Annotated in this window: 14 protein-coding genes and 1 tRNA gene; 9 read left to right on the top strand and 6 right to left on the bottom strand. The window is 72.3% G+C overall.

Annotated elements, in window-relative coordinates:
• Positions 1–93: 93 nt before the first annotated feature.
• From ACFYOU_RS30440 to ACFYOU_RS30425, 4 genes are all read right to left on the bottom strand, one after another.
• Positions 94–1326, bottom strand: coding sequence for a DUF1116 domain-containing protein (locus ACFYOU_RS30440; RefSeq protein WP_391310144.1), 1233 nt, complete (start codon positions 1324–1326; stop codon positions 94–96).
• A complete protein-coding gene (locus tag ACFYOU_RS30435; protein ID WP_385755172.1) occupies positions 1323–2279 on the bottom strand; it encodes a VOC family protein in 957 nt (318 codons plus the stop codon). Before ACFYOU_RS30435 ends, ACFYOU_RS30440 begins: the two co-directional genes overlap by 4 nt.
• A gap of 61 nt (positions 2280–2340) precedes the next feature.
• Positions 2341–3786, bottom strand: coding sequence for an NAD-dependent succinate-semialdehyde dehydrogenase (locus ACFYOU_RS30430; RefSeq protein ID WP_389773290.1), 1446 nt, complete (start codon positions 3784–3786; stop codon positions 2341–2343).
• 35 nt (positions 3787–3821) lie between these two features.
• The gene (locus tag ACFYOU_RS30425) at positions 3822–4838 is read right to left on the bottom strand and encodes a dihydrodipicolinate synthase family protein (RefSeq protein ID WP_391310141.1); all 1017 of its coding nucleotides are present in this window, start codon (positions 4836–4838) and stop codon (positions 3822–3824) included.
• Between the two features lie 355 nt (positions 4839–5193).
• On the opposite strand from ACFYOU_RS30425, the gene ACFYOU_RS30420 reads away from it, so the two are divergent.
• The 7 genes from ACFYOU_RS30420 (at position 5194) to ACFYOU_RS30390 (ending at position 10710) form a co-directional block, all read left to right on the top strand.
• Positions 5194–6537, top strand: a complete 1344-nt coding sequence (locus ACFYOU_RS30420; RefSeq protein ID WP_391310139.1) for a Rieske 2Fe-2S domain-containing protein — start codon at positions 5194–5196, stop codon at positions 6535–6537.
• A complete protein-coding gene (locus ACFYOU_RS30415) occupies positions 6534–7082 on the top strand; it encodes an aromatic-ring-hydroxylating dioxygenase subunit beta (protein WP_391310137.1) in 549 nt (182 codons plus the stop codon). Before ACFYOU_RS30420 ends, ACFYOU_RS30415 begins: the two co-directional genes overlap by 4 nt.
• A complete protein-coding gene (locus ACFYOU_RS30410; RefSeq protein WP_389773279.1) occupies positions 7083–7358 on the top strand; it encodes a hypothetical protein in 276 nt (91 codons plus the stop codon). It abuts the gene before it with no gap.
• 100 nt (positions 7359–7458) lie between these two features.
• Positions 7459–8442, top strand: coding sequence for an ornithine cyclodeaminase family protein (locus tag ACFYOU_RS30405; RefSeq protein WP_391310135.1), 984 nt, complete (start codon positions 7459–7461; stop codon positions 8440–8442).
• A complete protein-coding gene (locus tag ACFYOU_RS30400) occupies positions 8439–9233 on the top strand; it encodes an SDR family oxidoreductase (protein WP_391310132.1) in 795 nt (264 codons plus the stop codon). Before ACFYOU_RS30405 ends, ACFYOU_RS30400 begins: the two co-directional genes overlap by 4 nt.
• Positions 9234–9298: 65 nt before the next feature.
• Entirely contained in the window at positions 9299–9493 is a 195-nt protein-coding gene (locus tag ACFYOU_RS30395; protein WP_385492101.1) for a ferredoxin, read from the top strand.
• Entirely contained in the window at positions 9493–10710 is a 1218-nt protein-coding gene (locus tag ACFYOU_RS30390; RefSeq protein WP_391310130.1) for an FAD-dependent oxidoreductase, read from the top strand. Before ACFYOU_RS30395 ends, ACFYOU_RS30390 begins: the two co-directional genes overlap by 1 nt.
• A gap of 88 nt (positions 10711–10798) precedes the next feature.
• Here ACFYOU_RS30390 and ACFYOU_RS30385 read toward each other — a convergent pair whose 3' ends face one another.
• Together ACFYOU_RS30385 and ACFYOU_RS30380 are read right to left on the bottom strand one after the other, a co-directional pair.
• Positions 10799–11599: a helix-turn-helix domain-containing protein gene (locus tag ACFYOU_RS30385; protein ID WP_391310127.1), complete on the bottom strand. Its 801-nt coding sequence runs from the start codon at positions 11597–11599 to the stop codon at positions 10799–10801.
• 247 nt (positions 11600–11846) lie between these two features.
• A tRNA-Arg gene (locus tag ACFYOU_RS30380) sits at positions 11847–11918 on the bottom strand.
• A 135-nt stretch (positions 11919–12053) separates the two neighbouring features.
• Here ACFYOU_RS30380 and ACFYOU_RS30375 point away from each other — a divergent pair.
• Both ACFYOU_RS30375 and nrtL read left to right on the top strand, forming a co-directional pair.
• Positions 12054–12551, top strand: coding sequence for a response regulator (locus ACFYOU_RS30375; protein WP_389769464.1), 498 nt, complete (start codon positions 12054–12056; stop codon positions 12549–12551).
• Between the two features lie 113 nt (positions 12552–12664).
• The gene (nrtL, locus tag ACFYOU_RS30370; RefSeq protein WP_391310125.1) at positions 12665–13735 is read left to right on the top strand and encodes an ArgS-related anticodon-binding protein NrtL; all 1071 of its coding nucleotides are present in this window, start codon (positions 12665–12667) and stop codon (positions 13733–13735) included.
• Positions 13736–13748 lie beyond the last annotated feature (13 nt).

Genomic DNA, 13748 nt, shown 5'->3' with positions numbered 1-13748 from the left:
TCTCGGGGCGCCCCGCCCGACGGTTTCGGCGGGGGTGGAGCGGGCAGGGCCGGACGGGACGTCCCACCGTCCGGCCCCGCCCGGGCAGCGGCTTCACCGGGAGGTCCCGGCGGACGCCGCCAGGGCGTCGCGCGCCTTCAGGAACGGTTCGAGGGGCAGTCGGGTGAGGCCGGCGCCGACCTGGCCGCGGCCCGCTTCCCGGTGCGCGAAGCCGTTGTTGACGACCGGGGTGATCCCGGTCCGGCAGACCAGGTCGACGTCGATGCCGACGGGCGTACCCCGGAAGCCGTCGAAGGGGATCAGGAACCGCCCGCTGCTGCCGCGGCAGATCCGCCGCATCTCTTCGACCAGCGCGACGGCCTGCTCGTGGGAGCCCCCGATGAACGAGCTGATCGCCGGGGCCGCGGTCAGGGCGAACGCGCCGAGTCCGACCGTCTCGGTGATGAAGGAGTCGCCCATCGCCGGGCAGGCGTCCTCGACGGTGAAGCCGGGGAACACCTTCGGTTCGCCCACGGGCGCGGGCGCGGTGAACCAGCCGTCCGCCCCGCTCACCCGCACGCCCAGCCGGCGGCCGTTCGCGCACATCGCGGTGACCAACCCGCGGGTGTCCTCGGCCGCGTGCGCGGCGTCCCCGAGCACCTTGGCCGCCGCCATCGAGAAGGCCAGGAAGGCGTGCGGATTGCCCGAGAGGAACTCCAGGACCGCGACGGCCGTGTCCGGGTCGGGGGAGACCCGGACGACCCCCGGTGCCAGACGGGCCACGAGGGCGGCGGTGCCGGCGACATTGCGGTTGTGGCACTCGTCCCCGCGGCGCAGGCCCTCCGCCTGGAGGGCGGTGACGTCGATCCCGCCCCCGTCCTTCAGCGTCGCGTCGAGCACGGGGACGAGCACGTCCCGCATCCACCGCAGCCGGTCCAGGACGCGTTCGTTCGTCGAGCCGAACCGCAGCGCCTCGCCGAGGCCCTCGTTGAGCGGGGCGAAGGCGGTCCGGCCGTCCGCGCCCGTCACGACGACGACGGCGGTGCCGGGGGAGACGACGCCCGCCATCGCGCCCACCGCGCCGACCGAGTGGCACGGCACCAGGGACACGCCGCCGGAGTCGAACAGTTCGCCCGCCGTGCGCAGGTCCGCGGCCTGGCCTTCGAGCACGAGGGCCCCGAGCACGGCACCGCGCATCGGTCCGGGCGGTGCGTCCCCGTCCAGCGGGGGACCCGCGTGCAGGAACGTGCGGACGCCGACGGCGTCCGTCACCTCACCCGCCCACCGGACCCCCGTGGCCACGGCCGTGCCCCCGGTGAGCGCGCTCCATCCGTCGCTGTTCGTCATGCGCGCGGCGGCGTCCACAGGACGGGGTCGCTGGCCGGTGTCATCTTCGCGAGGATCAGTTCGTCGAAGGCGTTGGCCGTTCCCCACTGGTCCTGCTCCTCGGGCGTGGTGCCCCAGACCTTGGGCGTCCAGCCGTGCTCCTCGTCGATCTGGATCAGTTCGGTGGTGTACTCCATGACGAAGCCGCTCGACGGCTCCTGGAAGTACGAGTACGTGTTGTCCCCGGCGCCGTGCCGCCCGGGACCCCACAGCGGCTGGACGCCGGCGCGCATGATCCGGCCCGTTCCGCGCATGAACTCGTCGATGCCGTTGAGCTCGAAGGACACGTGGTTCAGGCTCGTGTGCTTCGACTTGGCGAAGGCGATGATGTGGTGCCAGCTCCCCGTGCGCATGAAGCAGAAGAAGTCCTGGAGCCAGTCGGAGATCTTGAACCCCAGCACCTCGCCGTACCAGGCGACCGTCCGGTTCACGTCGGTGGTGTTGAACACCACGTGACTGATGAACTTCGGCCGCGACTCACCGCGTTCGACCGGCCGGTGGGCGCGCTGCTCGACCTCGGTCGCCAGTTCCAGGGCGCGGCCGTCGCAGTCGAAGAAGGCGCAGGAGTAGCCGCCCCCCAGCTCCGGCCGGTCGCCGGGCTCGCGGATGATCTGCGCGCCGCTGCGGGCGACCCGCTCGAACAGGGCGTCCACCCCGGCCCGGTCGCGGACGTCGAACGTGGTCAGCTCGATCCCGGCGACGTCGTTCTGACGCAGTTTGACGATGTAGTTGCTGGGACACCCGGACCCGAACCAGCTCCGGCCCCGTTCCTCCTCGACCAGGTCGAGCTGCCAGAGGTCCCGGTAGAAGCCCCGTGCCACGGGCAGGTCCGCCACGGCGATCGCGACGGACCGCACGCTCGTGATCGGATGCGGCCCCGAGGGCGAGGCGTGGGCGGAGGGGGAGATGGACATGCGACTCTCGCTTTCTGGCCGAGGGCTCGGCCGTCGTCGCCCGGCAGGGCGGTGGCCACGCTCACCACGCAGTGGCGATGTACTTCGACTCCATGAATTCGAGCATTCCTTCGAAACCGCCCTCGCGACCGAGGCCGCTCTCCTTGACCCCACCGAACGGTGCCGCGGGATCGGAGAGGAGTCCCCGGTTGACGGCGACCATGCCGGCCTCCAGCCGGTCGGCGATCCGCAGCCCCCGGCGCAGGTCCGCGGTGTAGACGTACGCCGCGAGGCCGAGACGGGTGTCGTTGGCGGCGCGCACGACCTCGTCGTCGGTGTCGAAGGCGATGAGGCTGGCGACCGGGCCGAAGACCTCCTCGCGCACGACGTCCGCCCCGGGCGGGACGTCGACGAGGACGGTCGGCGCGTAGAAGGCGCCTTCCCCCGGTGGCCGTGCGCCGCCCGTGAGGATCCGGGCCCCGGCGGCCACCGCGGACTCCACCAGGGCGGCGACCTTGTTCACGGCCCGCTCGTTGATCAGGGGCCCGCATTCGCTCGCCGGGTCGGTTCCCGGGCCGACCTTCAGCGCCGCGAACCGGTCCGCGAGGCGGCGGGAGACCGTCCCGATGAGGGAGCGGTGGACGTAGATGCGGTTGGCGGCGGTGCACGCCTGGCCGCCGTTGCGCATCTTCGCGATCATCAGGCCCTCGATCACCTCGTCCGCGTCGGCGTCGTCGAGCACGATGAAGGGGGCGTTCCCGCCCAGTTCCATGCTGGACTTGAGCACCGTGTCGGCCGCTTCGTGCAGCAGGACGCGTCCCACCTCGGTGGAGCCGGTGAACGACAGGGCCCGCACCCGCGGGTCGTGCAGCATCGCGCTCACCACCTCGCCGGAGCGGCGGGTGGTGACCACGTTGATCACCCCGTCGGGGACCCCGGCCTCCGTGCACAGCCGGGCGATCAGATAGGCGGTCAGCGGGGTCTCGGTGGCCGGCTTGAGGACGACCGGGCAGCCGGCGGCCAGCGCCGGCGCGATCTTCCGGGTGGCCATGGCGGCGGGGAAGTTCCACGGGGTGACCAGCACGGCGACGCCGATGGGCTCGTAGGTCACCACGATCCGGTTGGCGCCGCCGGGCGAGACGCCGAGCTGGCCGACGGCCCGGACCGCCTCCTCGGCGTACCAGCGGAAGAACTCCGCGGCGTAGGTGACCTCGCCCCGGGCGTCGGCGAGGGTCTTGCCGTTCTCCGCCGAGATGAGCCGGGCGATCTCGTCGGTGCGCTCGGTCATCAGTTCCCAGCAGCGCCGCAGGACCTCGGCCCGGTGCCGGGGGCTGGTCGCACGCCAGGAGTCGAACGCCTCGGCGGCGGCCCGGACCGCGGCCAGGCCGTCCTCGGCGCTGCCGTCCGGCACGCGGCCGAGCAGCTTCCCCGAGGACGGGTCGCGGACGTCGATGGTGTCGCGCGGGCGGCCGGGCGGCGCCGCGCCGATGATGAGATCGGAGAACAGCGGTTCGGTGGACGTCGTCATCGAAGGTCCTTCGCTCTGCGGGCGGGGAGACGGCATCAGGCCGGGTTGCGGCCGAGGAAGAACTCGTGGTCCGGGGAGTCGGTGACGTCCAGACCGCCGGCCACGGCGGCGGCGCGCAGCTGCGCCATCTGGCCGTCGTTGATGCGGGACAGCGGTGCGCGCATGGGGCCGCCGTTGAACCCGTTGAGCCATCCCTGGTACTTCCACAGGTAGCGGTGGACCATCGCGGTGCCCGCCACGGCCTGGCCGACCACCGCGGAGTCGGCTTCCCGCACCGGGTGGATCCGCCAGTAGATCTCCATCGCCTCGTCGAACTTGCCCGCGCGCAGCAGGTCGAAGTAGCGCGCCACCCAGGGGCCGTACGCCTCGTAGTTCGAGGTGCCCATCCACTGCATCCCGTACATCGAGTGCCAGGCCGGGGAGTTGGACTCGATCGGGTCCATGACGATCACCTGGTCGCGGTACTTGTGGAAGATCTCCGCGATGCCGCCGACGCCGGGGCCGCCGACCTCGCTCTTCACCGCGACGACGTTCGGGATCTCGTCGATCATCCGGCCGATCAGCTGCGGCGAGAAGTGGCTCGGGTGCAGCCGGCGGAAGTTCCACAGGTGCATCGCGAAGACGATGACCCCGAGGTTGGTGCTGTCGGCGACGGCCTTGGTGTAGTCGAAGACCTCCTGCTCGCTCTGCGGGTAGAAGGTGAGCGGGTAGGAGAGGAGGACGTACGTCGCCCCGCGCTTCTCCGACTCCTGGACCAGGCGGATGTTGTCCTGGAGGGTCGGCAGCGCGGCGTGGACGACGGTCTGGAGACCGTCCCCGGCCTCGTCGACGGCGATCTCGGTGACGCGGATCAGCTCGTCGAAGGTGGTGCCGCACTCCGCGACGATCAGCGCGGCGGACATCCCGAGTTCCTTCTCCAGGGCGATGTCGTGGCGGACGGCGCGTTCGTTGATCTCGTTCAGATCACTGGTGAACGTCGGCATCAGGCATCCGCAGATGCCCTTCATGTTCTCCCAGGCCCAGGCGCGGGCTTCCAGACGCGAGTAGCTCATGGACGGATCTCCGTTCGACGGGGTGGACGTCGATCACGACGGACCGACGCGGGTCGGGACGCGGCGGGCAGCGGGCCTCGGCGCGTCAGAATGCGGACCGAACGTCAGATATCCAGATAGTGGATGACGTGACCGCTTAGTGGATAGTGGCGGAGGCTAGCAACCCCGTCCGGGTCGGTCAATGGGTCGCGCACGCCCTTCTCGAAGGTGACGGTGAGCGGGGCGAGTCGGACGTTTTTCGATGCTTCCGGGGGCATTGACACCCGGTTTTCCCGGTTGTAGCTTCACCGCACCCACTTAGTGGACACCATGTCCACTGTGCGGATATTGCCTGCTCGGAGACAGGAGTCTGCGGATGAACAAGGCAGAAAAGACCGAAACCCGGGTGAGCCGGCAGTCGTACTGGGGCGACGACGCGTTCCACCTGGAGATGGAACGGATCTTCCGGCGGTGTTGGCTCTTCGTCGCCCACGAGAGCGAGATCGCCCGCCCCGGCGACTACGTCACCAGGAACCTGGGCGGTGAGGACGTCATCGTGACCCGCGACGAGAGCGGGGAGATCCGGGCGTTCCTCAACTCGTGCACCCACCGGGGCACCCAGCTGTGCCGGGCCGACCTCGGCAACTCCTCGCACTTCCGGTGCAGTTACCACGGCTGGACCTTCGCCAACTCCGGTGACCTCAAGGGCGTCCCGGAACGCAAACAGGTCTTCGACGCGTCCTTCGACAAGTCCGCGTTCGGCCTGGTGCGCGTCCCCCACGTGGACACCTTCCACGGCCTGGTCTTCGCGAGCTGGAACCCGGACGCCCCGCCCCTGGCCGAAGAGCTGGGCCCCGCCGCCTGGTACCTGCGCGGGGTCCTCGACAAGGGCGGGGACCTGGTCGCGGCCGGCCCGCCCGCCCGCGCCCGCGTCCGCACCAACTGGAAGCTCGGATCGGAGAACTTCGCCGGCGACGGCTACCACCTGGCGACCACCCACCAGAGCCCGATCGAACTGGGCACCTACCTCAACACCGACGCGTTCCCCCAGCTCGAAGGGGTGTCGATGGCCGACATGCGCGGACGGTGCATCGTCGCCGGCAACGGCCACACCTTCCGCGTGCAGCACTACGACCTGCCCGGGACGGAGCCGGTCTTCCTCGGCTACCCGCCCGAGAAGTGGCAGACGATGGCCGAGGGCCTGGACGCCGGACAGGTCGACCTGATGTCACGGCTCTCGGTGCTCCACGGGAACGTCTTCCCCAACCTGTCGCTCATCGACGCCGCCGCCCTCACCTCGGGCGACGACACCCCGGCCGTGTCCTACGTGCAGTTCCGCGTGTGGCGGCCCCTCGACAGCATGCACTGCGAGCTGATGCTCTGGGCGCTCGTGCCGCAGTGGTACGACGAACAGCAGCGCACCCATTCCCTGCGGGCGAACCTGCGCATGGTCGGCCTGGCGGGCATCTTCGACACGGACGACCTCCAGAACTGGACGAGCGTCGCGGACATGAGCCGGGGCGCCGTGTCACAGACCGAGGACTTCGTCTACGAGGGCGGTCTCGGGGCACCGAAGGACACCGAGAAGTCCTGGCCCGGCGACGTCTACGACATCGACCACTCCGAGACCAACCAGCGCGAGCTGTACCGCCGCTGGGCGGAGCTGATGGACGACACCTCGTTCGCCTCCACCGGGGCGGGACGGAGGACAGCCCGATGAACGCACCCGCCCGGCACCTCCCGCCCGGCCGGACGCCCGACCCCGGGACCTCGGACGCGCTGCGCCACTTCTTCGACGTCGAGGCCCGACTGCTGGACGCGTACGCCTACCCCCAGTGGCTGCCGCTGCTGGAGGAGGAGTTCGTCTACCGCGTCCCCGTCACGGTCACCCGCGACGACCCCGCCCTGCCGCCGAACGTCCCCGGGGCCTACCTGGTCGACGAGTCGCGGGAGTCACTGGCGTCCCTGTGGGCCCGCCGCTTCGAACCGGAGCACATCGACTTCGCCTGGGGCGAGGTCCCGCTCCACCGCATCCGGCGGTTCGTCACCAACGTGGTGGCGGAACCCGGCGAGCGGGACGGCGAGTTCCTCGTCACCAGCAACGTGCTGATCAGCGTCACGCACCAGTCGCACCCCGCCGTCCTCGCCCCCGCGGGCCGCTGTGACGTGGTGCGCCGGCGCCCCGACGGTTGGGGGCTGGTGAGCCGCACCGTCGCCCTGGACGAGAGCGTCGTCCGGCTGCCGCACCTGCGGATGGTGATCTGAATGACCCCGCAGGTCCCCGGGGCCGGCGGCCTCCCGGGCGACGCGGAGGACGTCGTCGAGACGGAGTTCACCGTGGTCAACGAGTTCACGGCCGTACGCATCAGCAAGGTGCGGACCCGCAACGGCCACCGGGTCGAGATCCGGTCGCTGCGACTGGGCTTCCACGTCCGGCTCGACCCGCTCGCCCTCGAAAGCCTCAGCTGGCAGTCACCCGACGTGTTCTCCCGGTTCCTCGACCAGCCCTTCGGGCCCGCGGCCGGCCCCGCCCCCCGGTGACCCGCCCCCGGCACGCCCGCCCGCCCGCCCCGGCACGCCGCCCCGACCGCTCCCACCACCCCGACCGCTCCCACCACCGCTACCGAGAAGGACACCCAGGATGCTCCTCCTGACTGACGACGAGGTCCGGAACTGTCTGCGGATGGACCGGCTCGTCGACGCACTGCGCGACGGCTACCGCATCGAAGCCGCAGGCTCCGTACAACTCCCCGACCGCGTCAACCTCGCCGCCGGGCCCGGCTTCTTCCGCCTCATGCCGGCCGTCGTCGGCGGCGCCGGGCTCATGGGCTTCAAGGTCTTCAACCAAGTCGGCGCCGGCGGCGTCCAGTACCTGATCGGCCTGTACGACGAGCGCTCGGGCGAACTGCTGGCCCAACTCGACGGAGCCTTCCTGACCGCGGCCCGGACCGGCGCGGCGACCGGCGTGGCAGCGGGCCTGCTCGGCCCGCGCGGCCCGGTCGAGGTCGGACTGATCGGCTCCGGACTGGAGGCGGAGACCAACCTCGCGGGCACCTGCGCGGCCCTCGACGTCACCGCCGTGTCGGTGTTCAGCCCGAACGCCGAACGCCGGAAGCGGTTCGCCGAACGGATGGCCGAGCAGTTGGGGATCCCCGTCGTCCCGGTGGACCGTGCCGAACGGGCCGCCGCGGCCCCGGTGGTGGTCGTGGCGACCAACACCGGCATGGGCACCGGGCGGGTGGCCCTGCGCGGACAGTGGCTCGGCCCCGGCGCGACCGTGCTGTCGATCGGCTCCACCATGCCGGAGCTGCGGGAACTCGACGTCGACGTGATCGACCGCGCCGGCCTCGTCGTCAGCGACGCACCCGCGCAGGCGCGCGGGGAGTCCGGTGATCTGATCGCCGCCGACGAAGCCGGGGTCCTGGACGGCAAGCTGAGGTCGCTCGCCGAACTCACCGCGGACGGGGCGCACCGGGCGGACCCGGCGGACATCGCGGTCTACAAGTCCGTCGGCACCGCGCTGCAGGACCTCGTCGCGGCCCGCCTGGTGTACGAGCACGCCCGCACCGCCGGCACCGGCCTCGAAGTCGACCTGCTGCGGGTCAAGAAGCCGGCCGGCTCATGAGCGCCCCCGCCGCCGGCCGGCGCGCGGCCCTGGTCACCGGAGCCGCCAGCGGGATCGGCGCCGCGACCGCCCGAGCCCTCGGCCGGGCCGGGTACGCCGTCGCCGCCTGCGACCTGTCCGGCCCCGGCGCGCACCGGACCGCCGACGACATCCGCTCCACCGGCGGGACGGCCATGGCCTACCGCACGGACGTCACGGACGGGTCCGCGGTCGCCGAGGCGGTGCGCGCCGCCGAACACGACCTGGGGCCGCTGGACGTCGTCGTGCACGCGGCCGGCATCTTCGACCAGAACCAGCCCTTCACCGAACTACCCGACGAAACATGGGAGTTGGTGCTCCGTGTGAACGTCCGGGGCACGGCCAACGTGCTGCGGGCCGCGCTGCCCGCACTGACCGGTCGGGGCCGCGGCAGCATCATCACCGTGGCCTCGTCGGCGGGACTCGTTCCCCGGGGCGGCGGAGCCGCCTACATCGCCTCCAAGCACGCGGTGGTGGGCCTGACCCTGAAGGTGGCCGCCGAGGTCGCGGCCCAGGGCGTCCGTGTCAACGCGGTCGCCCCCGGCTGGATCCCGACCCGGCTCTTCGAGACCAGCGCGACCGCCCTGCGCGCCGGGTCGGCCCGGCCCGGCGCCGTCCCGGACGAACCGGCCCCCGTCGGCGGCACGATCCCGATGCGGCGCCCCGGCACGGCCGACGAGGTCGCGGACGGGATCGTCTTCCTCGCCGACGAGCGCTCCCGCTACATCACCGGCGCCGTCCTGCCGATCGACGGCGGCTACCTCGTCGCCTGACGAGGCCGTGCCCCCTCCCGAAACCGCCGGCGTCCCGGCACCATCCACGATCCAGAGGTACTGCCATGAAAGTCACCGCCCATCTCACCAAGTGCCGTGGGTACGGCAGTTGCATGCTCGAAGCCCCGACCGTGTTCGATCTGGACGAGGACGACAACCGGGTCGTCGTGCTCGACGAGGAACCGCCGGAGGAACTGCGCGCCAGGACCGAACGCGCGGTGCGGTCCTGCCCGGCCCGTGCGCTCCAGGTGACCGGCTGATGGCCCGTACCGAGCACGTGACGATCGTCGGTGCCTCCCTGGGCGGGATGTCGCTCGCCCAGGAACTGCGCCGGCTCGGCTACGACGGACGGGTCACCCTGATCGGGGCGGAGCGCACCCGCGCCCACTACGACCGCACTCAACTGTCCAAGGACCTGCTGACCGGCCGCGCCGAACCCGAGTCCCTCTACCTGGCGACCGAGGACGAGATCGCCGAACTCGCGCTCGACCTGCGCACGGGCCGTCGTGCCACCGGGCTGCGCACGGGCGAGGGGGGCGCGACCGTCACCGTCGACGACGGATCGTCCCTGGCCGCGGACGTCGTCGTGATCGCCACGGGTTCCGCCGCCCGCCGGCCCCGCTTCCCGTCCGACCTGCGGGGGGTCCACTGCCTGCGCAGCCTCGGGGACGGCCTCGCGCTGCGCGCCGCGCTGGCCGACGCGAAGGACGTGGTGGTCCTGGGGGCGGGCTTCATCGGCTGCGAGGTCGCCGCCGCCGCACGGGAACTCGGCCGCAAGGTGACGGTGGTCGACGTCCAGCCCGTGCCGATGCACGCCGTGCTGGGACCCGTGGTCGGCGACCACTTCACCCGGCTGCACCGGGCCCGGGGCACCGTCTTCGCACTCGGGACCGGCGTCGACGGGCTGGTCGGGGACGACCAGGTCCGGGGGGTGCGGCTGACCGACGGCCGGGTCCTGGACGCGGACCTGGTGGTCGTCGGGTTCGGCGGTGTCCCCGAGACGGGGTGGCTGGAGGGGGCGGGCGTCGCGGTGGACCACGGCGTGCTGTGCGACGACGCCGGCCGGACCGACGTTCCCGGTGTGTTCGCCCTCGGGGACGCGGCCCGCTGGTACTCCCCCCGCCACGGCGGCCCCGTACGGTCCGAACACTGGAACCACGTCGGCCTCCAGGCCACCGTGGTCGCCGAGAACATCGTCGCCGGCGCGGTGAGCAACGAGTCCGCCGCGGCGGCCCGGCTCGACGAGCTGCCCTCCTTCTGGACCGACCAGTTCGGCACCCGGATGCAGCTGGTGGGGGCGCCCGCCCCGGACGACCGGGTCCACGTCCTCGCCGGCGAACCGGGGGAGTCCGGTCTGGTCGCCGTGTACACCAGGGACGGACGGGTCACCGCCGCCGTGGCCGTGGACGCGCCGCGCGCCCTGGTCCGTCATCGCGCACAGGTGGCCGCGAACGCCCCGTGGCCGCCCGCTCCCTGACCGACGACGAACACCGCGGCCGACCGCAGACGCCCGGAGGGTGACGTGCCCTCCGGGCGCACGGGCGTCGCGGTGCTCGCCCGCCCCGCTACCGGGATGCGATCTTGCCCCGCCACCCGAGCAGTTGGGACAGCGAGGCGGCCAGACCGAGCACGACGTCACGAACCTCCGCGGGCGCGGGCCCGCCCGTGCGCGCGGTGATGAGGGACGCCGACCCCACGACGACCCCTGCGGCGTTGCGCACCGGAGCGGCGGTCGCCGTCGTCGCCGCGGCGATGTCCGGGTCGGTGGTCACCGCTCCGGCGCTCCGCACCTCTTCGAGCACCCCGAGCAGTTCGGCCGCGTCGGCGATGGCCGTCTCGTCCTCGACGGACGTGAAGTGGTCCACGTAGGCGGCGCAGAAGTCGTCCGGCGCGAAGGCCAGGAGGACCAGTCCGCGCGCACCGATGTGCAGCGGGTACGGGCGGTAGGTGTTCGCGTACGAGAGGCCGGGAATCGGAACCCGCGGCTCGACGCTCGCGATCGCGATGGAGGCGTACGCTTCCCGTTCGGCGATCTGGACGAAGCCGCCCACGCGGTCGGCCGCGGTCCGCATCAGGGGCTCACCCGTGTGGAAGAGGGGATGTTCGTTCAGGTACGACGACCCGATCGCGAACAGTCGCCGACCCACGTAGTGCAAGCCGGTCGCCTCGTCGCGGTGCACGAATCCGTGCTCACGGAGGTACACGAGGGTGCGGTGCGCGGTCGCCCACTTCGAGGAGGTGCGTTCGGCGAGCTCCGAGGCCCGCATCGGCTTCTCGGCGAGGTACTCCAGCATCTGCATGGCCCGGTGCATGCTCTGCATCGAGCTGGACGTGGAACCGCGAGCCGAGTCCCCACTTTCGAACATCGCCAGAATCTACCACGGGCGCCCGCCCCGCTGATCATCGGAGCCGGGCCGGAACTCCCGGTGGAGGCTGAGGCGCAAGTGCACACGGGCGATCGACTTGCCGTGCCGACGGGGCTACCGACGGGGAGTCCACAACGGCACCCGGAAGGCGACAGCGAAAAGGGCGGGAGTCAGTGAGACTGACTCCCGCCCTTTTTCGTCGGCATTCGCGCTGGTCAGCGGTAAACGATGCTGACCGACTGGCGAGTGCCCCCGGCAGGATTCGAACCTGCGCACACGGCTCCGGAGGCCGTTGCTCTATCCCCTGAGCTACGGGGGCGGTGTCGCGTGCCGTTGTGGCGGCGACGGGTAGAACCCTACCAGCTCAGGCCGGGTGGTCCTGAACGGGTTTCGGTGCCCCGGCGGCGGTCGCGCAGGGCCCGTGGACGGGATCGTGTACCCCGGTGGGGTGGAAGTGGGGAAAAGCCGGACGCGACCGTCGTCGCCGACCTACTCTCGACGTGTGCCAGGCGCCTCGGGCCGGGTGCTTGTTGTGGACGACAACAAGGTCATCCGGCAGCTGATCAGGGTCAATCTCGAACTGGAGGGGTTCGAGGTCGTGACCGCGGCTGATGGTGCCGAATGCCTGGACATCGTGCACGAGGTGCGCCCCGACGTGATCACCCTGGACGTGGTGATGCCCCGTCTCGACGGCTTGCGGACCGCGGGCAGGTTGCGGGCGGACCCCCGTACCGCGCAGCTCCCGATCATGATCGTCAGCGCCTGCACCCCGCACGAGGTGGAGAGCGGCCTCGACGTGGGGGTCGACGCCTTCCTCTCCAAACCGTTCGAGCCCGGCGAGCTCGTCGGCATCGTCCGGAGCCTGCTCGGCCGGGACCACGGAACCGGGCCGGAGCGGGACGCCGAACCCGAGGAGCCCGAACCCGCCCCCGTCGGCGGAGAACACGAGTAACGACCCGGCGCGGCACGTCCCCGGTCACCCTGCGCCACGCCCGCCACGACCGTGCCGTCCCACACCCCGAAACCCCTGAGCGTGCGTGCGCCCACCTCCCCTACCCTGGTCGCGTGACCCCCGTCGAGCTGTCCCGAACCGTGCTGCACGCCGTGCGGTGCGCCGTGGACGCCGGGGAACTGGCCGTCGACGGGGAAGCGCTGCCCGGGCGGGTCGTGGTCGAACCGTCCCGGCCCGGCGGCAGCGGCGACTACGCCACGAACGTCGCCCTCCAACTCGCCCGCCCGGCCGGCCGCCCCGCGCCCCAGGTCGCCGAGGTCATCCGCCGCCGCCTGCTGGACGAACACGGCGTCGCCCGGGTCGAGATCACCGGGCCGGGGTTCCTGAACCTCACCCTCGACCGCACCGCGCACGGCGACGGTGACCGCGACCTCGTCGCCCGCGTCCTGGCCGAGGGCGAGCGCTACGGACACGTCGAGCCGGGGAGCGGCACCCCCGACACCCCCCGCACGCCGGGTGCCCCTGGTGCTCATACCGGGCCGGCCGTCGAGCTCGCCGTCCCGGACGAGCTCCGGGCCCGCATCGTCGCCGAGACCGTGGAACGGCTCCTCGCCAGCCAGGGCGTCCGAACGGTCCGCGCGACCACGGGCACCGTGCTGCGCCCCGTGCCCGCGCGCGGGGTCCGGGAGCCCGCGGCCGGGGACCTGCCCGCCGTCGCCGCCCTGCGCTGGGCGTTGCTGCACCCCGCCCCGCACGATGCGCCGAGGGACCCCGCCGACCACCTGCCGCGCCGCGAGGGCAACCCGCTGTTCCGGGTCCAGTACGCCCACGCCCGTACCCACGCCCTGCGGCGCAACGCCCGTGACCTGGGGTTCTCCGCCGAACCGGGGGAGTGGGCCGGCGCGGACGCTCCTGCCGCGCGGGCGCTGAGCGAGTCGCTGGCGTCCTACCCCCGCGTCCTCACCGCCGCCGCCGGACACCGTTCGCCCGACCGCCTCGCGCGGCACCTCGTGGACCTGGCCGACGGCTTCCTGCGGTTCCAGGCCGAGTGCCCGGTGCTGCCCGTCGGGGACGAAAAACCCTCGGCCGCCCACCGGGCCCGGCTCGCGCTCGCCGAAGCCGCCGGGACGGTGCTCGCCGGTGGCCTCACCCTGCTCGGCATCGACGCACCCGAACACCTCTGAGATCTGAGAGAAG

The organism is Streptomyces sp. NPDC005955, assembly GCF_042871255.1.
Taxonomy (GTDB): domain Bacteria; phylum Actinomycetota; class Actinomycetes; order Streptomycetales; family Streptomycetaceae; genus Streptomyces.
The sequence above is the reverse complement of the archived record's forward strand: the minus strand, read 5'-3'. Positions and strand labels throughout refer to the sequence as shown.